General features: G+C 72.5%; 17 protein-coding genes and 2 pseudogenes. 4 read left to right on the top strand and 15 right to left on the bottom strand.

What is annotated here, in order from left to right; all coding sequences use genetic code 11:
• Nucleotides 1-57: 57 nt before the first annotated feature.
• The 12 genes from LZF96_RS15970 to LZF96_RS15915 form a co-directional block, all read right to left on the bottom strand.
• Entirely contained in the window at nt 58-2,151 is a 2,094-nt protein-coding gene (locus LZF96_RS15970; RefSeq protein ID WP_374203252.1) for an ATP-binding protein, read from the bottom strand.
• Between the two features lie 175 nt (nt 2,152-2,326).
• Nucleotides 2,327-2,638, bottom strand: a complete 312-nt coding sequence (locus LZF96_RS15965) for a hypothetical protein (RefSeq protein ID WP_233872249.1) — start codon at nt 2,636-2,638, stop codon at nt 2,327-2,329.
• A gap of 21 nt (nt 2,639-2,659) precedes the next feature.
• On the bottom strand, nt 2,660-3,145 hold the full coding sequence (locus tag LZF96_RS15960; RefSeq protein ID WP_233872246.1) for a hypothetical protein: 486 nt from the start codon (nt 3,143-3,145) through the stop codon (nt 2,660-2,662).
• 79 nt (nt 3,146-3,224) lie between these two features.
• A complete protein-coding gene (locus LZF96_RS15955) occupies nt 3,225-3,467 on the bottom strand; it encodes a hypothetical protein (protein WP_233872243.1) in 243 nt (80 codons plus the stop codon).
• Nucleotides 3,464-3,769 carry a hypothetical protein gene (locus LZF96_RS15950; RefSeq protein WP_233872240.1) on the bottom strand — a complete coding sequence of 102 codons (306 nt, stop codon included), beginning with the start codon at nt 3,767-3,769 and terminating at the stop codon, nt 3,464-3,466. Before LZF96_RS15950 ends, LZF96_RS15955 begins: the two co-directional genes overlap by 4 nt.
• Nucleotides 3,766-4,167: an RRQRL motif-containing zinc-binding protein gene (locus LZF96_RS15945; RefSeq protein WP_233872238.1), complete on the bottom strand. Its 402-nt coding sequence runs from the start codon at nt 4,165-4,167 to the stop codon at nt 3,766-3,768. Before LZF96_RS15945 ends, LZF96_RS15950 begins: the two co-directional genes overlap by 4 nt.
• Nucleotides 4,164-4,790, bottom strand: a complete 627-nt coding sequence (locus tag LZF96_RS15940; protein WP_233872235.1) for a DNA cytosine methyltransferase — start codon at nt 4,788-4,790, stop codon at nt 4,164-4,166. The genes LZF96_RS15945 and LZF96_RS15940 overlap by 4 nt, the downstream gene beginning before the upstream one ends.
• Nucleotides 4,787-5,953 carry a conjugal transfer protein gene (locus LZF96_RS15935; protein WP_233872231.1) on the bottom strand — a complete coding sequence of 389 codons (1,167 nt, stop codon included), beginning with the start codon at nt 5,951-5,953 and terminating at the stop codon, nt 4,787-4,789. The genes LZF96_RS15940 and LZF96_RS15935 overlap by 4 nt, the downstream gene beginning before the upstream one ends.
• Nucleotides 5,950-6,330 (bottom strand): hypothetical protein, encoded by a 381-nt coding sequence (locus LZF96_RS15930; RefSeq protein ID WP_233872228.1) that lies wholly within the window; start codon nt 6,328-6,330, stop codon nt 5,950-5,952. The genes LZF96_RS15935 and LZF96_RS15930 overlap by 4 nt, the downstream gene beginning before the upstream one ends.
• Nucleotides 6,327-6,587 (bottom strand): hypothetical protein, encoded by a 261-nt coding sequence (locus LZF96_RS15925; protein WP_233872225.1) that lies wholly within the window; start codon nt 6,585-6,587, stop codon nt 6,327-6,329. The genes LZF96_RS15930 and LZF96_RS15925 overlap by 4 nt, the downstream gene beginning before the upstream one ends.
• A gap of 87 nt (nt 6,588-6,674) precedes the next feature.
• Nucleotides 6,675-6,821 carry a hypothetical protein gene (locus LZF96_RS15920; RefSeq protein WP_233872222.1) on the bottom strand — a complete coding sequence of 49 codons (147 nt, stop codon included), beginning with the start codon at nt 6,819-6,821 and terminating at the stop codon, nt 6,675-6,677.
• Nucleotides 6,822-7,460: 639 nt separating this feature from the next.
• A complete protein-coding gene (locus LZF96_RS15915) occupies nt 7,461-8,177 on the bottom strand; it encodes a GntR family transcriptional regulator (protein ID WP_233872219.1) in 717 nt (238 codons plus the stop codon).
• A gap of 59 nt (nt 8,178-8,236) precedes the next feature.
• On the opposite strand from LZF96_RS15915, the gene LZF96_RS15910 reads away from it, so the two are divergent.
• The 3 genes and pseudogenes from LZF96_RS15910 to LZF96_RS15900 all read left to right on the top strand — a co-directional run bounded on the left by LZF96_RS15910 (nt 8,237) and on the right by LZF96_RS15900 (nt 12,635).
• Complete coding sequence (locus tag LZF96_RS15910; protein ID WP_233872216.1) at nt 8,237-9,046, top strand: bifunctional 2-polyprenyl-6-hydroxyphenol methylase/3-demethylubiquinol 3-O-methyltransferase UbiG; 810 nt, start codon at nt 8,237-8,239, stop codon at nt 9,044-9,046.
• 259 nt (nt 9,047-9,305) lie between these two features.
• Nucleotides 9,306-9,392, top strand: a pseudogene (locus tag LZF96_RS15905) (glutamine synthetase); the annotation flags it as partial.
• 135 nt (nt 9,393-9,527) lie between these two features.
• Complete coding sequence (locus LZF96_RS15900; RefSeq protein ID WP_233872213.1) at nt 9,528-12,635, top strand: bifunctional [glutamine synthetase] adenylyltransferase/[glutamine synthetase]-adenylyl-L-tyrosine phosphorylase; 3,108 nt, start codon at nt 9,528-9,530, stop codon at nt 12,633-12,635.
• A 412-nt stretch (nt 12,636-13,047) separates the two neighbouring features.
• Here the strand turns inward: LZF96_RS15900 and LZF96_RS15895 are convergent.
• From LZF96_RS15895 to LZF96_RS15885, 3 genes and pseudogenes are all read right to left on the bottom strand, one after another.
• Nucleotides 13,048-13,881: pseudogene (locus LZF96_RS15895) on the bottom strand (phosphatase PAP2 family protein); the annotation flags it as partial.
• A 36-nt stretch (nt 13,882-13,917) separates the two neighbouring features.
• Nucleotides 13,918-14,985, bottom strand: coding sequence for a LacI family DNA-binding transcriptional regulator (locus LZF96_RS15890; protein WP_233872210.1), 1,068 nt, complete (start codon nt 14,983-14,985; stop codon nt 13,918-13,920).
• Nucleotides 14,986-15,124: 139 nt separating this feature from the next.
• Nucleotides 15,125-16,516 carry an extracellular solute-binding protein gene (locus LZF96_RS15885; RefSeq protein WP_233872207.1) on the bottom strand — a complete coding sequence of 464 codons (1,392 nt, stop codon included), beginning with the start codon at nt 16,514-16,516 and terminating at the stop codon, nt 15,125-15,127.
• Between the two features lie 514 nt (nt 16,517-17,030).
• Between LZF96_RS15885 and LZF96_RS15880 the strand changes: the two genes are divergently transcribed.
• The gene (locus LZF96_RS15880; protein WP_233872204.1) at nt 17,031-18,293 is read left to right on the top strand and encodes an extracellular solute-binding protein; all 1,263 of its coding nucleotides are present in this window, start codon (nt 17,031-17,033) and stop codon (nt 18,291-18,293) included.
• The last annotated feature ends 28 nt before the right edge of the window (nt 18,294-18,321 follow it).

Here is an 18,321-nt window from a genome sequence, read left to right as displayed (position 1 = left end):
GGGTCGGGGAGGTGGGTGGGGAGTTCTCCCCGCCTCCCCGACCGCCTCCCCTCACTCTCAGTGGGATTCGGTGGGGTTCTCGTCCCGTGCGGCGAGGGCGTCGCGGACCCGCTCGCGGGAGACGACCATCACCCCGCCGGACTTGTAGGCGTCGGCCCCGGCCGTCTCCAGGACGGCGGCGAGCCGCTGCGCGGTCCAGGCCCGGTACTCGCCCGGGTTGCGTTCGGCCAAGCGTTGGCGCACCTGGTCGGTGCGCATCCGCTTGGCGTCCCCGAGCACGGCGGCGATGTCGGCGAGGTGGTCGGCGGGTTCGTCGGTGGCCGCGGTGGCGGTGGTCACCAGGCCGCCGCGCCGGTCCTTGGCGCGGGTGGCGATCTCCTCGGCGGTGGTGTCGTCGATGAAGTGGGTGCGCACGGTGATGCTGCTCTGGGAGCCGGGGACCTTGATGCCGTCCCCGGCCACGACGACCGTGCCCTTGTCCAGGCCCTGGCGCAGCTTGTGCGGGGCCGCGCCGCCGTCGACGGCCTTGTCGCCCAGCGCCATGCGGCCCTGTTCCTCGGTGCCCAGCACCAGCGAGGCGCGGATGTGGGCGCCCTCGCGCACCAGCTTGGGCAGGTTGTCGTTGGTGGGGTCCTGGGTGCCCTGCCACAGCGTCACCGACACCGCCCGACCCTGGTTGTGGATCTTGCGGACGGCGTTGAAGTACCGGCTGGTGGCCTTGGTCCCGCCATAGGGGCGCTTGTCCTCGCCGACGGCCGGGCACATGAACGCCACCTGCGCCTCATCGACCAGCAGCACCAGGGGCGCGAACGTTGTGCCCCGGGGGGCCAGCAGGCGCCGCTCCATCTCCGCGACGCCCTCCTCGATCATCTCGGTGGCCTCGATGACGTGCTCATCGGTCGGCCCTTCGATCAAGGTGGTGGCCAGGCCGGCGAACATCGACCAGTCGCCCACGCCCTTCAGATCGGCGATGCGCAGTTCAACGGTGGGGTCCAGGGCCAGCCACAGCGCGACCGCCCGCAGCGAGGCGGTCTTGCCCTGGTTCGACAGGCCGGTGATCAACAGGTGCCGTTGGAAGACCGACAGGGCGGCGGCGTCCCCGCGCAGGTCCTGACCCCACGGGGCACGGCCGCTCTTGTAGTCGGCCGTGATGTCGGGGTCGATGGCCAACGGGGAGGGACCGATGGGTTCGTCCAGCGCCCCGGAGTCGGCGATCCACAGCCGCACGGTGCGGGCGGCGGTGGGGATGGTGATGAACACCTCGTGCTCGTGCCGGTTGAGGTTCTCCGCGAGCTTCTTGCGCCGCTTTTGCACCTCCTCGGTGGACACCCCGGAAGGGAGCGTCACATCCACCTCGACGCCGCATCCGGCGATCACGATGGGGGAGAGCATCTGCGCGCCGTGGTCGCCCATCTCCTTGATGGCCTTGCGCAGCGCCGGGATGCCGACATCGCGCAGGGCGGTGACCACGATCGAGGGGGTGATCGGAGCCCCGGCGTCCCCGGCCGCCCGTTGGGCGGCGGGCAGGGCCCAGGCGGGAGCGGTGTGGGCGCGGCGACCGATCGCCCACAACGCGGTCAGGGCCAGCCAGGGGGCGGCGGCCACGACCGGGCCCCACACCACACCGATCACGATGGCCGTCCAGTGCACCAGGCGGATCACGGCCAGGGTCGGGGTCAGCACATCGGCCCAACTCCCGGTGGCCCAGGCCAGCGCCCCGCCCAGGGCCAGCAGCACCCCGGCCCCGGCCGCCCCGCCGACGACCAGGCCGCGCGCGAGCTTGGCCGGTGCGGACAGCAGGTCCATGCGACGCTGGTGCCGCGCGGCACGGAAGGCCCGGCCGCGTTCCTCCCACACCATGGCCTGCTCGTGCAGCCCGGCTGCCTGCGCGGCCTCCATCGCGCGTTCGTAGCGGGCGGCGGTGCGCGCCGACCACGCCCGGCGGGCGACCACCCGCACCCCACCGGCGAGGTAGAGGGTGTGGCGGGCGGTGAACCGGGCCACGGTGCGGGTGCGCTCATCGCGCACCGCCGACGCCACCGCCCGGTAGGCCACCGTGATGCGGCGGCGGGGTGCCGAAGCCGCGGGCTCCTGAGCCGTCGCGTTCCCGGCGTTCTCGCGCTCGGGGTGCAGTCGCACCACCCGGGCCATCCGGTCACCCGGCTTGGCCAGGGAAACCCGGGTCCGGCCGGTGGGAATCGGCGCCCGGTGACCGGGCGCGGCCTGTGTATCGGTCATGCTGGTGTTCTCCTGTTCTCAGTCGTTGGGAACCGGGGCCCGGGGACGGCCGCGAGCTGCCAGGCGGGCAGCCGTCCCCGGGGCGCAATCAACCGCGCGGGCGACAGCGCTCCAGACGCTTGACGCGGGCCTCGGCCTCCTTGACCGCCGCCCGCGCGTCCTTGCGGGCCTCGCGGGACGCGGCCCGCTCGGCCACCCGGGCGGCGGCCAACAACGCGGTGGCCTCCTGGTGCTCGACCTGCCAGGCGGCGGCCTCCTCGACCGCCCGCAGCCGACCGCGCTCGTTGAGGGTGTCCATCCGGTTCAGGTGCCGGTCGCGGTCACCGACACCGCCCAGGTAGCCGCACACGGTCGCGATCCGGGCGGCCTTCTCGGCCGGGGTGAACCTCGGGGTGCTCATGGTTGATGTGCTCCTTTCGAGTCAGGCGACGGGGATGCCGCGACAGGCGGCGGCGTGGGCGGCGGCGGACCGTTCGGCGTCGGCGAGGTACTGCGCGCCCTCGCCCGGGCCGGGGCAGCCCTGGCACTCCCAGGTGTAGGGGTGGGGCTCCCACTCGGTGCCCCGGTCGATGACGTCGGTGGTCAGGGAGCGGTCGGCCAGGTGCTGACCGGCGAGGGTGAGGTAGCGGGCGCGGGTCTCGGGCTCGAATGCCTCGGTGGCGTCCCGGGCGTCCTGCCACTCCCGGTGGGCGCGCTCGTACATCAGGCGCAGGAACTCGTGGTCATCGGGCCCCGGGATGTTGTTGCCGGGCACGCGGGTGTCGGGCCGAACCGGCTCCGGCTCGGTGCCGTCGAACGGCCCGAACTCGAAGTCGATGCCGCCCTCACGGGTCGGTTCGGCGGCGATGAAGTGCGGGTGGTGCCACCGGGCGGTGCGGGAGACGAGCGTCTCGATACGGTGGAACACGGGTTTCTCCTGTCGGTGTCGGCCGGGGCTGTCCCGGCTCCCCTCACCGCCGGTACGCGACCGGCGGATCGGGCAGCCGTCAGCAGCGGCGCATCAGGCGACAGTTGGCGGCGTGCTCCTGCGCGGCCGGGATGAGCACCGGCAGGCCGGAGGCGACGTCCACCGTGCCGTCGGGCAGCCGAACGCCGGTGGCCTTCTCCCAGGGGCAGCACGCGCCGGTGCACACGGCGACCAGGCGGCCGTCGGCGTACTGCACGATGTCGACCGACGCACCCCCAACCGTCAGCAGTCGGGCCACCGCCCCATGGGGCCAGGCGCTCACCGCCCGGCCTCCGGCTTGGGCAGGGCCCGGCAACGCTCGGCGTGGCTCTGCGCCCACCGCCGGGCCCCGGCGGTGGCGCCTGCGCCACCGGAGTCGAGCCGCTCGCTCTGGTCCTCTCCCCGGTCCCGGGCCTCGAAGTCGAAGCCCCAGTCGCGGACGTGGCGCTCACCGCACCCGCCGCACAGTGCGACGGTCTCGGTGGGGCCCTCCACGCTGGGGTAGGCGGCGACCTCGGTGACGTCGACGGTCGCGGTGCCGACGGTCAGGTAACGGGCGACCGTGCCCGTGGGCCAGGTGCTCACAGTCGTTCTCCTTCGCTCGGGGCGGTCACGGTGGGATAGGCGCACGGCACACACATGCCGAGCGAGGTGGGGATGCAGTAGTCCGCGACCCGCCCGCAGTCGGGACAGGTACGGCGCGCGAGCAGGGCGGCCTCGATCGCCCGCCACCGGCCCGGGGTCATGGGACGGACCGGCTTGGCACGCTCGATGGCGTAGAGGTGGCCGACCAGCGGGGCCCGGCCCCGGCGGCGCAGGCGCATCACCTGCGCCGCCGGTTCCTGACCACCGGGCCGCAACCCGGCCGCCCGAAGCTGTCGGCGGGTGGCCAAGCCGTCCGGAGCGGCCCGCCACTGATAGGTGGGGATCCCGTACCGGGTGCCGTCGGGGTCGTGGACCTCGGTCCGTGCGGTGGGCCTCACGGCGTGCTCACCGCCGTGGTGTGGTCGATCGCGCGGTGGCCGATCCATTGGGTGTAGACGGGTGGGATGGCCTGGCGGCCCTCGGTGTTGGTCATCCAGGTGCAGCCCATGGCGTCCGCGTAGGCGCGCTCGCCCTTGTGGGCGAAGGGCAGGATGCGGGGGTGGTGCCAGCAGGGCGGGAGGAGTTCCCCGCCCCCGCCCCAGGAGGTCTCGAACGCCCGGTGGCGGCGGATGTTCAGGCCGAACATCGAGCCGCACAACAGGTAGTCCGGGCGGATCGGGGCCTCGGGCACGTTCTCCATCACCCACGGCCGCCCGCACCGCTCCAACAGCTCCCGGCCCGGGGTCAGCAGATCCGGATGGGAGTCGCGGGAGCCGCGCCAGGCGGTGACCCGGGCGAAGGTCTGACACGGCCAGGAGGCGTGCACCAGGTCGTAGCGCTCGATCCCCCCGGTGGCGATCAGGTCGGCCAGGTGGCCGATCGCGTCCGCGAGAACGAAGCGGTAGGGATAGTTCGGCTGGGGGCGGATGTCCACGCCGGTGACCTCGTACCCGGCCTCGGCATAGCCCCGCCCCGCACCCCCCGCGCCGCAGCACAGGTCCAGCACACGACGCCGGATCACGCCGCGCTCACCCTCTCGGCACGCTCGGCGCGCAGCGCCTCGCGCAGCTTGCGGGCATTGTCGGCGGAAGTGCGCACCGCCTGTCGGATGGCGTTGGCGGTCAACGCCTCATCGCTCCACCCGTCGGTCACCGTCCGGGCGTCGGTCAGGAGTTGGTCCCACGAGCGGCGCGGCACAGCTGTGCGGGTCGCGGACGGCGGCACCGGTGTGGTGACCCGACTCGGTCGGGGTCGGTCGGCGGCGGCCACCAGCGGTCGGGGCGGGGAGTCGGGAGCGACCGAAGCGCTCCCGGACTCGGAGTCGGGCCCGACCGGCGGGGCGACCGACTCGGACCCGGCCCCGGGGACGGACGGCTGTTCGGGCAGGCCAGGGGGCGACCACTTTGCGGTTGTCCGTGTGGATTCCTCCGCATTCGCGATCGCGTCGACCGGGGCGGCCTCCACTGCCGGGAGCGGGGTGGTCACCGGCAGCACCGGAACCCCGGTGGGGACCTCGGTCGGGGTGGTGGGGGTGCCGCCGAACATGGCGGCCAGGGCGGCGTCCGCGCCCGACTGGAGTCGGTCGCGTTGGATGGTCAGCAGCCGACCGGCAAGGGCGGGGTCGTCCCGGCCGACCCGGCGGGCGAGCTTCCACGCCCGCCGCTCGGATGCCTTGCGCTTGCGGGTGTCGGGGTGGGAGGTGGCGCGGGCCCGGTGGTAGGCCAACTCCTGGACCACCGCCGCCGCCCGGGCGTCGGCCTCCACGTCCCGGCCGCCGTTTTGGTGGACCACGATCCGCCGGGCGAGGAAGGCCATGCCCTCGGCGGCCACGGTCATGCCCATCGGGGTGATGGCGTAGACGATCATCTGCCCCGGGTCCTCGGCGGCCGTCAACGACATCGCGGACGCGGCGGCCGGGAGCAGCCACAGCCCCGCCCGCACCACCGCCGGGGAGGACTGCCCCAACAGCGTCAGCCCCAGCAGCACCAGCGCCAACACGGCCGTGGCGCCCTCACCGGCGGCCACCGCGCCCATCGCGGTGCCCGAGCCGTAGGCGGACTCGATGTTGCTGTACGTCCCGATCCCACCCGCGATGCCGGTGGCCAACATCGGCACGAACGCCGCCGTCAACACGACCTTCTGCACCCGGGTCAGCCGGGTTCCCCCCGGCGTCTGCCCGCTCATCGCTCCTCCCGGTAGCCGATGCGGGCCAGGGCAGCATGGGCGTGCCGCAGACCATCGGCCAGGCGCCCGGCGGTGCCCGCGGCCTCCCGAGTCTCGACCCCGAATGCGGCGACGTCGGCGGCCGGCTGCTCGCCGTCACCGGAGTCGTGCCGCAGCCGCCCGGTGCCGTGCAGGGACTCCAGCAACTCGCTCGCCTGACCAAGGGTCTGGGGCAGGCGCCCGACCAGGTAGGCCAGGGCGCCGATCACGTCGTAGACATCCCCCGGCATCTCCCACTGGGCCCGCTCATCGGGCCGGAAGGTCAGGTGGTTGAGCGTGCGGATGGCCTCGGCGGCGGCCCGGGCGGTCCCGGCCGCCGTGGTGGTCGGCTGGTTCATCGCACACCCCCGACCGGGGTCGGGAGGGTGGCCAGGGGGCCGGGGCGGTGGGTGATGGCCTCGGTGATGACCGCGACCACGGCCGGGGCCAGGTCGGGGTCATCGGCCAGGATGTCCAACCCGGCATCCAGCCGGGCCGCCCGCTCGCTCGCGCTCTCCCCCTCCACGCCCAACCACAGGGCCGGGTCGGTGCCAAGCGAGAGTTCGAGGTAGTCGTGGTGGTCGCGCACCTCGTGCCGACCGATGAAGCTCTTCACAGCAGGTCTCTCCTGTCGGAACACACCGTGGCACCCCACCCCCCGATCCGGGGTGGGGCGCCACGGGTGGGCTGAATGGTCGGGCGGTCAGCGACGGTTGCCCTTGAGCTGGGCGTCGCGACGGGACTGCTCGTTGCGCTCGGCGACCTTGCGCCGCAACTCCTCGCGCCGCTGCTCCTCACGCTCCTTGTCGGTCAGCGCGGTGGTGGCGGATGCGATGATGAAGACGTTCACAGGGAGTCCTTCCAGGTCATTCCTGTGGCGCGCGCCCCCGAAGCTGCTACTTCGGGGGCGCACCTGGTGGTGACCGATCGGTTCGAGCGGTCACGACCGCCCGGCAGGACCGGAGCCGCGGGCGTCGCGGTCCGGAGGGCTGCCGGGGATCGAGTGCGCTCGACGCACCGGGCCCCTGGCCACCGGCTATCCCGGCTTCACGGCGAGGGGCGGGACACACAGGCATCGGGTGCAGGGCCGGTCCGGCACGCCGCACCCGCCCCGGGTCTTCGTCGGATCACGGGCCTTCCTCTCCTCGTTCGGGCAGGGGTTGAGCACTGCAAGGGGGACTCGTGGTCCCCACACTCCGGCCGTTGCTCGCGGTCACCGGGCCACCTCGCCAGTCGGGCCGAAGCCCTGCTCACCTGGCCTTTGGCGGGATCGCAGCGTCCCCGCCCTCTTCGCCGGAAGGCAGCCCGAAGAAGGCCCCTCCGAGTGGTCGTCGACCACAGGAATAGACTGGACCGGTGGACCGGTCCAGTCAAGCTGCTCGGAGTCGCAGGGTTGCCGAGGGTGGGTGTTTTCGCAGGTAGAAGCTCTAGGATGGGCAAGAAAAAAGCTGAACCGGTGGACCGGTCCAGCTTGATTTCTCTGAGGAAGTTACATCGGGTACGTCTCCACTTGCTCCCACAGGGGCCCCGGCGTGACCCCCTCTTCACACACCAGGGGACGCCCCTCTTGGTCGCGAGCGGTGTGCAGTACGACGGCCACGGGAGTGGGCTCGGTGAGAAGCAGGTGGTGGGACTCGATCTCCGTGGCCATGCGCACGGTGGTCACGTCCGTTCCTTCGACGGGGTGTCGCCCGGTCCGTCGCTGGACGTATCGAGTGGTTCCTTCCGTGATGGGCGCGTGCTGCTCCAGGCGTGGTGCCGCGTCGGCGATCTCTGCGGGAAACCAGGCTTCGATGTAGCTGTGGGGGGTTCCGTCCGACTGCTTCATCAATCGCACGCGGCGCAGCGCTTCCATGGCCTCGCCCAGGTCAAGTGCGGCGGCCACGTGAGGAGGTGGCAGCACGCGCTCGGGAGCTCCCACTCTCGTGAAAGGCATGCCGCCGGTCGTGCGAGGGGCGCCGGGGCGCCGGTTCCCGGCGGGGCGGCCCACAGGCGTTTCGACCACCATGAACCCGGCGCCCTGCTTGGCCTCGACTACGCCATCGTTGCGCAGGACGTCCATTGCCTTGATCACGGTTGCCCGCGAGACCTGCCACTGCTCCGCAAGGTCGCGTCCGGAGGGGAGTAGTTCACCCGGCGGGAACTCACCCTTTTCGATGCGGGAATTCAGGGAGGCTGCAATCTCTTCGTACTTCAGTAGCGCCATGGTTCCTCACAGGGATTGGCAGGCTGGACCGGTCCACCGGTACAAAGCATACTGCTCACATGTCTCATCCGAAGATGTCGCCCGAAGTCGTGCACTTCTACTCGAACGTCGCAGACGAAGGGGTCAGGCTGGCCTCTTCCGCTGATGGGCGGCTTGAGATGCTGCGAACGCAGGAACTCCTCCGTCGTTTCTTGCCCTCCGCTCCTGCCCGGGTACTCGACGTAGGGGGAGGTACCGGCGTTCACGCGCGATGGTTGGTCGAAGACGGGTATCACGTCGATCTCGTCGATCCGGTGCCTCGGCACGTCGCGCAAGCCCAAGAGATCTGCAATGCCACGGTTGGGGACGCACGAAGCCTTCCGGCATCCGATGACTCCTACGACGTGATTCACCTATTGGGGCCGCTCTACCACCTCCCGGAGCGTGAGGATCGGCGACAGGCACTTGCCGAGGCGGTTCGCGTGGCTCGCTCCGGGGCCATGGTCGCGGCGGCTGCCATCAATCGCTACGCCTCTCTCTTCGAGCACGCCGCGTTGGGGAAGTTGCACGTGGAGTCACTTCAAGAGTCGGTTTCCGGGATTCTCGCCTCCTCCGTGTACGACGGGCGAGGAAGATTCACCGTTGCCTACTTCCATCGCGCTGAAGAGTTGGCCGCAGAACTGAGGGAGGCCGGGTTGGTCGATGTGGAAGTCTTCGGCATAGAGGGGCCCGCCTGGTCACTCCTCAAGGCTGTCGAGCAACAGTCGGGCAACCTGCCAAGCGAGGAATTCTTCTCCTCGGCCCTCATGGCTGCGCGGCTTGCGGAGCCCTACCCCGAGCTACTGGCCGCAAGTTCTCATCTGCTGGCAGTCGGCCACTTGCCTGACTGACGACCTGTGAGGCTGTCCCTGAAGCTCGCTTCACCGGCTGTTCGGGCGCATCCGCGACAGGCGAGCCGTCAGTTGTGCGGGCGTGGGCGCCCGAAGAGGAGAGGCCCGGGCTGTTAGCCTGAGCGCGCTCTTCCGGGGCCGTCCGGGGGCCGTGGAAGGACGACCAACGACGACCAACGACGACCAACAAGGACGGCTCAACCGCTGATCAGGGTGGTGCTCGGCGTCATCCCCCATGGTCACCGGAGCGGCACACAAGTTCCTGCGCAACAAGAAGCAGGAGTGGGAGGAGTACCGCTCCGAGGTCACCCCCTTCGAGCTGCGCAAGAACCTCCCGGTGCTGTAGAACCCCCGGTGTCGTGACCGGCACCCCTCCCGGGGGACCGGGAGGGGGCCGGGCGCATCCGGGGCGGGAACACCCCCGGCGGGGCGGGGACCACGGGCAACGGGCACACACCCCACGCAACCAAGGAGAACCACCGTGTCGCAGGGCGGGCGACGGGACAGCCGGTTCGGGCAACTGCTGCGCCGGGGGTTCACCGACCCCACCGGCGCCGTCCGGCTCCTGGACACCATCGAACCCCGGACCATCGGGGGCGGTGACACGGTCCTGCTCGACGCGCTGGGCGCCACCGCCGATCCCGACCTGGCGCTCCGCTCGTTGGCGCGCATCGTCGAGGCGCAACCGCCGGACCGGCGGTCGGTCCTGGTCGACACCGTGCTCTCGGCCAAGCCCCTGCGCGACCGCCTGCTCGCCGTCCTGGGCTCCTCCGAGGCGCTCGGCGACCACCTGGTTCGGCACCCCGACGAGTGGGAGGCACTGGCGGCCTTCCGCAGCGCCGCCGAGCTGCACCCCGGCATCACCGATTTCGAGACCGCCCTCGCCGGGGCCCGGGACGCCGACGGCCTGCGGTTGGCCTACCGACGGGCGCTGTTGCTCATCGCCGCCCGGGACATGAGCGGGACCAACGGTTTCGCCGAGGCCGCCGCCGAACTGGCCGACCTGGCCGGCGCCACCCTGCGGGTGGCCCTGCGGATCGCGGGGGAGGAGACCCCCGACGACGCCGCGCGGTGCCGGCTGGCGGTCATCGGCATGGGCAAGTGCGGCGGGCGCGAACTGAACTACGTCTCCGACGTGGACGTGATCTTCGTCGCCGAGCCCCCGGAGGGCGTGGAGGAGCACGTCGCCCTGCAGGCCGCGACCCGGCTGGCCGGCCGGATGATGCGGCTGTGCTCGGACACCACCGCCGAGGGGACGATCTGGCCGGTCGACCCCAACCTCCGCCCCGAGGGCCGCAACGGTCCCCTGGTGCGCACCCTCGGCAGCCACCTGGCCTACTACCGGCGCTGGGCGAAGACCTGGGAGTTCCAGGCGCTCCTCAAGGCCCGCCCGGTCGCCGGCGACGCCGACCTGGGCGCCGCCTACCACGAGGCGATCGCCCCCCTGGTCTGGGAGGCCGCCGCCCGCGAGAACTTCGTCCCCGACGTGCAGCGGATGCGCCGCCGGGTGGAGGAGTCCATCCCCGCCGGGCAGCTGGAACGGGAGCTGAAGCTGGGGCCGGGCGGGTTGCGGGACGTGGAGTTCGCCGTCCAGCTCCTGCAACTGGTCCACGGCCGCAACGACGCGGGCCTGCGCAGCCCCACCACCCTGGACGCCCTCGCCGCGCTCGCCGCCGGCGGTTACGTCGGCCGCCGCGACGCGGCCGATCTGGACACCTCCTACCGCTTCCTGCGCACCGTCGAGCACCGCATCCAGCTCTTCCGCCTGCGCCGCACCCACCTGATGCCGGAGGAGGAGAGCGAGCTGCGCCGGCTGGGCCGCTCGCTCGGCCTGAACCGCGACCCCGTCGCCGAGCTGCACACCGCCTGGCGCCGGCACGCCTCCGTGGTCCGCCGGCTGCACGAGAAGCTGTTCTACCGCCCCCTGCTGGACGCGGTGGCCCGACTGGAGGCCGGCGCCGCCCGGCTCGGCCCCGAGGCCGCGGGGGAGCGCCTGATCGCCCTCGGCTACGCCGATCCCGGCGCCGCTCTGCGCCACCTGCGCGCCCTCGCCTCCGGGGTGAGCCGCAAGGCCGCCATCCAGCGCACCCTGCTGCCGGTGCTGCTGGACCGCTTCGCCGACGCGGCCGACCCGGACTCAGGACTGCTCAACTTCCGCAAGGTCTCCGACGCCCTCGGCGCCACCCCCTGGTACCTGCGGCTGCTGCGGGACGAGGGAACGGCGGCGGAGAACCTCGCCCGGGTGCTCTCCGCCGGCCGGTTCGCCCCCGACCTGCTGCTGCGAGCCCCCGAGGCGGTCGCCCTCCTCGGTGGGGAGGAGGGGTTGACGCCGCGCGGCCGGGGGAGCCTGGACCAGGAGGTGATGGCGGCCGTCGGCCGGCACGCCGACCCCGGGGCGGCCGTCACCGCGGTGCGCGGGGTGCGCCGGCGCGAGCTGTTCCGCACGGCGGCGGCCGACGTGATCGAGGCCTACGCCATCGCCCCCGTCGCGGTTCGCGCCGACGACCCGACCGCGCACCCCGGCCCGACGGAACCCACCGGGCCGGGGGGCGGGTCGTCGGCCGGGTCGGACGCCGCCGACGGGGAGGACACCCCCTCGGTCCCCGGCGTGGCGGACCCCGAACGCTTCGACCGGATCGGCCGGGCCCTGGCCGACATCACCGCCGCGACCGTGGCCGGTGCCCTGCGAGCGGCGGAGCGGGCCCACAGCGGCGACGCCGAACCACCGGTGCGCCTGACCGTCGTCGGCATGGGCCGGTTCGGCGGGGGAGAGGCCGCCTACGGCTCCGACGCGGACGTGATCTTCGTGCACGAGGCCCGGGAGGGCGTATCGGAGGAGGAGGCCGGTAAGGCGGCCTTCGCCATCGCCAACGAACTGCGCCGCCTGCTCCAGATCCCGGCCACCGACCCGCCGCTGCTCATCGACGCGGACCTGCGCCCCGAGGGCCGCACCGGTCCCCTGGTCCGCTCGCTGGCCTCCTACGCGGCGTACTACCGTCGCTGGTCCGTGGCCTGGGAGAGCCAGGCACTGCTGCGGGCGGCCCCCATGGCCGGGGACCTCGATCTCGGGCGCCGCTTCGTCGAGCTGATCGACCCGCTGCGTTACCCGGAGGGCGGCCCCGACGCCGACGCGATCCGCGAGATCCGCCGCCTCAAGGCCCGGATGGAGGCCGAGCGGTTGCCACGCGGGGCGGATCCCACGCTGCACGCCAAGCTCGGCCGGGGCGGCCTGTCGGACGTCGAGTGGACGGTGCAACTGCTGCAGATGCGGCACGCCGCCCGGCTGCCGGAGCTGCGGACCCCCTCCACCCGCCCGGCGCTCACCGCCGCCCATCGGGCGGGGCTGCTGACCGACGAGGAGGCCCGGGTGCTGGAGGAGGCGTGGCTGCTGGCCGGCCGGGTGCGCAACGCCGTCATGCTGGTGCGCGGCCGGCCGGGTGACACCTTCCCCAACGAGAGCCGGGAGCTGGGCGCGGTCGCCCGTTACCTCGGCTATCCGCTCGGGCACGGCGGTGAGCTCCTCGACGACTACCGGCGCACCACGCGGCGGGCCCGGGTGGTGATGGAGGACCTCTTCTACGGGAGCTGAGACGCTCCGGAGGGCGGGCCTCCCGTCCCCGGATCCCGGGGTGGTCCGGTGAGGGGCTCGGTCGACCTCCGGTGGCGGGCGGGCCTCCCGTCCCCGGCGGGTCGGTGAAGGATCCGGCCGGCGCGCCCGGGTCGGCCGGTCAGATCGCCGGCGGACGCGGAGCCGGGGCCCGACCGACCTCCAACGGCAGGTGGACGCGCACCCCGCCCGCGCCCTCCGGGCCCCCGTTCCGCGTCGGACGGGGGATGTCGCGATCGTCCACGACCCGCTCCGGGGCCGATGCCCGGTCCCCCCGGCCCTCGCCGCCGGAGGCGCCCCCGGTGCCGCCCGCCTTCCCGGCGACGCCGGTCCGGGTGGGACCGCCGGGAGCGTGATCCCCGACATGGGTGGGGGTGTCCTCCCCGACGGGACGGCGCGGCAGCCGGTAGCACAGCCGCCCGAACCAGAGCGTGGAGACCAGGAACCCGAAGGCCAGACAGATCAGGCCGCCCACCGCGTCCAACCAGAAGTGGTTGGCGGTGGCCACGATCACGAAGAGCGTCGCCACCGGGTAGAGCGCGCCCAGGACCCGCACCCATCGTCGCCGGGCCAGCATCGCCAGGGTGATCCCGCACCACACCGACCAGCCGATGTGCATGGAGGGCATCGCCGCGTACTGGTTGGAGACCGTCTGCATGCTCTCCGAGGAGAGCGAGCCCCAGGTGTCGTGCACCAGACCGGTGTCGATGAAGTCCATGCCCTCCATCAGGCGCGGCGGGGCGAGGGGGAAGAAGTAGTAGCCGACCAGCGCCACACCGGTGGTGGCGAACAACACCAGTCGGGTCGCCCCGTAGCGCCCCGGGTGGCTGCGGAACAGCCAGACCAGTACGCCGATGGTGACGAGGAAGTGCAGGGTCGCGTAGAAGTAGTTCACCCCGGTGATCAGCCAGGTGATCTCGTTGACGGCGTGGTTGACGGCCTGCTCGAAGGCCAGCCCCATGGCCTGCTGGATGTCCCAGATCAGCTGGGCGTGCCGCTGGGCGACGGCCTCCTGGTCGGGCACCGCGTTGCGGATCATCGAGTAGACCGAGTAGCTCACGGCGATGAGCAGCAGCTCGAACCACAGGCGGGGTCGGCGCGCGACACGCAGTCGGGCGAACGGCCGGTCGCGTCCCGTCGGACGTTCACGGGGTGTGTCGCCCGCGGCCTCCGTGTTCACCCGCTGGTCTTCCTTCGCTCCGACGACTCCGGCAACCGTTTCCCCCATGGGACCTCAGTCTGCCAGAGCCGGGTGAACCGTCGATCATCCCCGGGAACGGTCTTCGCCGCCGCTCGTCCTCCCCGCGAGGGAGACACCCCCCGGGGCGGCGGTGGTGGAGCCCCTGACCACCAGCTCGGGCAGGAAGACGAACTCGCTGTGCGGGGCCGGGGTGCCGCCGATCTCCTCCAGCAGGGCCCGGACCGCCGCCTGGCCCATGGCCGGGACCGGCTGCCGGATGGTGGTCAGCGGCGGGTCGGTGAAGGCGATCAGCGGCGAGTCGTCGAAACCGATCACCGAGACGTCCCGGGGGACGGTGAGGCCGCGTCCTCGCGCGGCCCGGATGGCGCCCAGGGCCATCATGTCGCTGGCGCAGATCACGGCGGTGCAGCCGCGGTCCAGGAGCGCGGAGGCGGCCGCCTGGCCCCCCTCCAGGGTGTAGAGGGAGTGCTGGACGAGTTCCGCGCTCCCCGCCGCGTCCACCCCCAGCTCGTTCGCCATGGCGCGGACGAAGCCCTCGATCTTGCGCCGCACCGGCACGAACCGGGCGGGCCCCAGGGCCAGACCGACGCGGCGATGCCCCAGCGAGGCCAGATGGGCGACGGCCAGACCCATCGCGGCCCGGTCGTCCGGGGAGACGAAGGGGGCGCGGACCTTCGGGGAGAAGCCGTTGACCAGCACGAACGGAACGCCGTGGCCGCGCAGACGCTCGTAGCGCTCCATGTCGGCGGTGGTGTCGGCGTGCAGGCCGGAGACGAAGATGATCCCCGCCACGCCGCGCTCCACGAGCATTCCGGTGAGTTCGTCCTCGGTGGAGCCCCCGGGCGTCTGGGTGGCCAGCACGGGGGTGTAGCCCTGCCTGGTCAGCGCCTGTGCGATGACCTGTGCGAAGGCCGGGAATATGGGGTTCTCCAGCTCGGGGATGATCAGACCCACCAGGCCCGCGCTGCGCTGTCGCAGCCGGGCCGGTCGCTCGTAGCCGAGCAGATCGAGCGCGGCCAGCACGGCTTCGCGGGTGCCCGCGGCAACCCCCGGTTTGCCGTTCAGGACCCGGCTGACCGTGGCTTCGCTGACCCCCGCCTGGGCTGCGATATCGGCAAGCCGTGCGGTCACGAAATCGGACTGTACCGGTCACCGGGGGCGCTGCCCACCGTGCGGCGGTGATTTTCCGGGATTCAGCCGGAATGTGCGTGCCGTCGGGCGTCTCCCGGTCGGAATCCGCCCGACGGCACGTGGGGCCGGTGGGCTCGGCTCAGTCGCCGGAGGCGCCCGCCGTCGCCACGGTGTGGTCGTTCAGCAGCCCTCCCTGCCAGTCCAGGGCGAGGTCGGCCATGCCGTCGGCGGGCGTCGTCCCCCCGCGCAGCACGTCGGTGTACACCTCCTGCAGGTCGGCGAACATCCGTGAGCCCGCCGGCAGCGGCGTGCGGGGCACCGCCTTGGTGTGCGCGAAGTAGAAGGCGTTGCGGACCGGGTCGGCCAGCACCGCGTCGGTGTAGGCGGCCTTGCGGGTCGGCAGCAACCCCAATTCCAGGGCCACCTTCTCCTGCTGCTCGGCGGCGGTCATGAAGGAGACGAAGAGCTGCGCGGCGGTGGCGTTCGGGGTGCCGGCGGAGACCACCAGGTTGTGACCGCCGGTGGGGGAGCCGGCGGAGCCGCCGGTGCCCGCGGGCACCGGCGCGATGCCGAGGTTGGCGCCGTCGGCGAAGACGGGGGAGTCCAGCAGGTCGGCCACCGCCCAGGGTCCGTTGATCATCATGGCGGCCTCGCCCCGTTTGAACGCCCCCTGCATGGCCTCGTAGGCGTCCTTCTCCGGAGGTGCCGGCGCCGCGCCGGACTCCACCAGGGAGGCGGCGGCGGATATGCCGCGCACGGCGGCGTCCCCGGCGATCGTGATGGTCCGCGCGTCCGGGTCGATGAGATCGGTGTCCTCGCCGTGGAGGAAGGGCAGCGCGAAGTACCCGTCGGTGTTGAGCACGATCCCCTCGGCGTCGGTGGCCTCGGCGACGGTCAGGCCGTATGCCTGTGTCTCCGACCAGTACCGGGGTGGGCGGGTGAGGCCCGCGCGGTCGAAGAGGTCCTTGTTGTACATCAGTGCCAGGGTGTCGGTGACCTGCGGGGCGCCGTACACCGCGTCCCCGAACAGGACGCTGTCCACGGCGGTCTCCAGGAACTCCTCGGGGGCCGGTTCGGCCGGGGTGCCGGTGAGATCCGCCAGCAGGTCGCCCGCGACCATGTGCGCCGTCCACCCCACGTCCGCCCGCAGCACGTCGGGGGCGGACCCGGTGCCGACCGCGTCCAGGTACCGCTCCTCGGCCTCGAAGAACGGCACGGAGACGTGGTCGACGTCGATGCCGGGGTGCTCCCGCTGGAAGGCGGCCACCAGTTGGTTGAAGACGGGGGCCTCGGTCTCGTTGGAGGTGTCCCAGAAGGTGATGGAACCGCTGACGGGCTCGGCCTCCGGACCGCTGTCACCGGCCCCGCAGGCCGCCAGGGGGAGCAGTGCGAGGACCGTCACCAGGAGCGCCGCCCCCGCCGGGACGGCCCGGCGGGAATCCCGGCCGGGCCGTCGCCCGCCGAGCCGGTCCCCGGTGTTCCCCGGGTTCCCGGTGTCCCCGGACCCCTCCGGATCCCCCGTGTCGTTCATGCCGTTCACGCCGCCTCCCGCGTCCTCGCCCCGCCCCGCCGCGTCGTGCCCGGGGGCGTCCCCGGGACCGGGGCGCGTGCGGGGCCCTTGCAGATCTCCCCGGTCACGGTCCTTCCCTGAACCGCTTCCGGCCTGTAAGTACTTGCAGCAACCGCCGGCGGTGCCGACGGGCACGCGTTCCGGCCGCCGCGATCCCTCCCCGGTGCGGGGTCGCGCGGTGCCCTCGACCGGCTGTTGCCGGTTCGCCATACGGGTTCCGCGGGGGTCTCGGCGGCCCCGCGGGTCCGCGTTCGCCACCGTGGTGGTGGCCGGGAACGTAGCAGCAACGGCTGCGGAGCGGAACCCCGTCGACACGATGCGCCGATCGTTTGCAGAAAGTTGCCGCAAGCTCTTTCCAAACCGATTGCCCCACTGTTACGTTCCTGCTCGGCCCGGCGCCGCGGAGTAGCGACGCGAGGGGGTGCCGGCGCATCCGGAACACCCGGAAGAGGGCAAAACGCTTGAAGGAGTTCACATGCGGCGCAGCATAGGGACAACGGCGGTGATCGCGGCCCTGGCGCTTGCGGCAACGGCTTGCGGCGGCGGGGACAACGGTTCCAACGGCTCCGACTCGGGGTCCGGTGAGGGGCTGTCCGGCACCGTCACCTTCTGGGACACCTCCAACGAGACCGAGGCCGAGGTCTTCCGGGCGGTGGCCGAGGAGTTCTCGGAGCAGCACCCCGAGGTCACCGTCGACTACGTCAACATCGGCTGGGACGGGGCCCAGGACCGGTTCAAGAACGCCGCCGGCGCCAACGAGGCCCCCGATGTGATGCGCACCGAGGTCGCCTGGGTCTCCGACTTCGCCAACCTGGGCTACCTCGCCCCGCTGGACGACACCCCGGCCGTCGAGGACCAGGGGGACTTCCTGGAGCAGGCCTGGGCCAGCACCCAGTTCAACGACACCACCTACGCCGTGCCGCAGGTCATCGACACCCTGGCGCTCTTCTACAACAAGGAGCTGCTGGACGCCGCCGGCGTCGAGGTGCCCGAGAGCCTCGAGGACCTCAAGGACTCCACCGAGGCCCTCACCGGCGAGGGCCTGGACGCCCCCTTCTACCTGCGCGGTGACGACCCCTACTGGTTCCTGCCCTACATCTACGGCGAGGGTGGCGACCTGGTCGACGCCGACAACGAGACCGTCACCATCGACGACGCCTCCGGCGTGGCCGCCTTCGAGGCCGTGCAGGACCTGCTCGACTCCGGCGCCGCCATCACCGACACCACCGACGGCTGGCAGAACATGATGGGCGCCTTCGGTGACGGTTCCGTCGCCATGATGATCAACGGCCCCTGGGCGATCAACGACGCCCGTGAAGCCATCGGTGAGGAGAACCTGGGCGTCGCCCCGGTCCCGGCCGGCGGCTCCGCGCAGGGCGCCCCGCAGGGCGGCTGGAACTACGGCGTCTACGCCGGCTCCGCCAACCTCGACGCCTCCTACGAGTTCGTCGCCTACATGGCCTCCGCCGAGGTCCAGCAGCGCATCACCGAGGAGCTGAGCCTCCTGCCGACCCGTTCCTCGGTCTACGAGGCCGACTCGGTCGCGAACAACGAGATGGTCGAGTTCTTCGCCCCGGCCGTCGAGGTCGCGCACGAGCGCGCCTGGATCCCCGAGGCCAACTCCCTGTTCGACCCGCTGGGCGAGGAGGTCGAGGCCATGCTGCTGGGCCGCGCCACCGCCGAGGAGACCGCCGACGCCATCGGTGACCGCTACCGCGACCTGCTCGACTGGCAGTGAGTCCGAGGTGAATCGACGGTTGGAAGCC

Origin of the sequence: Streptomyces sp. ST2-7A (genome assembly GCF_021390475.1) — a bacterium.
Lineage (GTDB): Bacteria > Actinomycetota > Actinomycetes > Streptomycetales > Streptomycetaceae > Streptomyces.
This window is presented reverse-complemented; position numbering and strand designations above follow the sequence as displayed.

Coding starts and splice junctions, on each gene's coding strand:
- LZF96_RS15970 (WP_374203252.1), bottom strand. CDS start 2,151: ATGGCCCGGGTGGTGCGACTGCACCCCGAGCGCGAGAACGCCGGGAAC.
- LZF96_RS15965 (WP_233872249.1), bottom strand. CDS start 2,638: ATGAGCACCCCGAGGTTCACCCCGGCCGAGAAGGCCGCCCGGATCGCG.
- LZF96_RS15935 (WP_233872231.1), bottom strand. CDS start 5,953: ATGAGCGGGCAGACGCCGGGGGGAACCCGGCTGACCCGGGTGCAGAAG.
- LZF96_RS15930 (WP_233872228.1), bottom strand. CDS start 6,330: ATGAACCAGCCGACCACCACGGCGGCCGGGACCGCCCGGGCCGCCGCC.
- LZF96_RS15915 (WP_233872219.1), bottom strand. CDS start 8,177: ATGGCGCTACTGAAGTACGAAGAGATTGCAGCCTCCCTGAATTCCCGC.
- LZF96_RS15910 (WP_233872216.1), top strand. CDS start 8,237: ATGTCTCATCCGAAGATGTCGCCCGAAGTCGTGCACTTCTACTCGAAC.
- LZF96_RS15885 (WP_233872207.1), bottom strand. CDS start 16,516: ATGAACGACACGGGGGATCCGGAGGGGTCCGGGGACACCGGGAACCCG.
- LZF96_RS15880 (WP_233872204.1), top strand. CDS start 17,031: ATGCGGCGCAGCATAGGGACAACGGCGGTGATCGCGGCCCTGGCGCTT.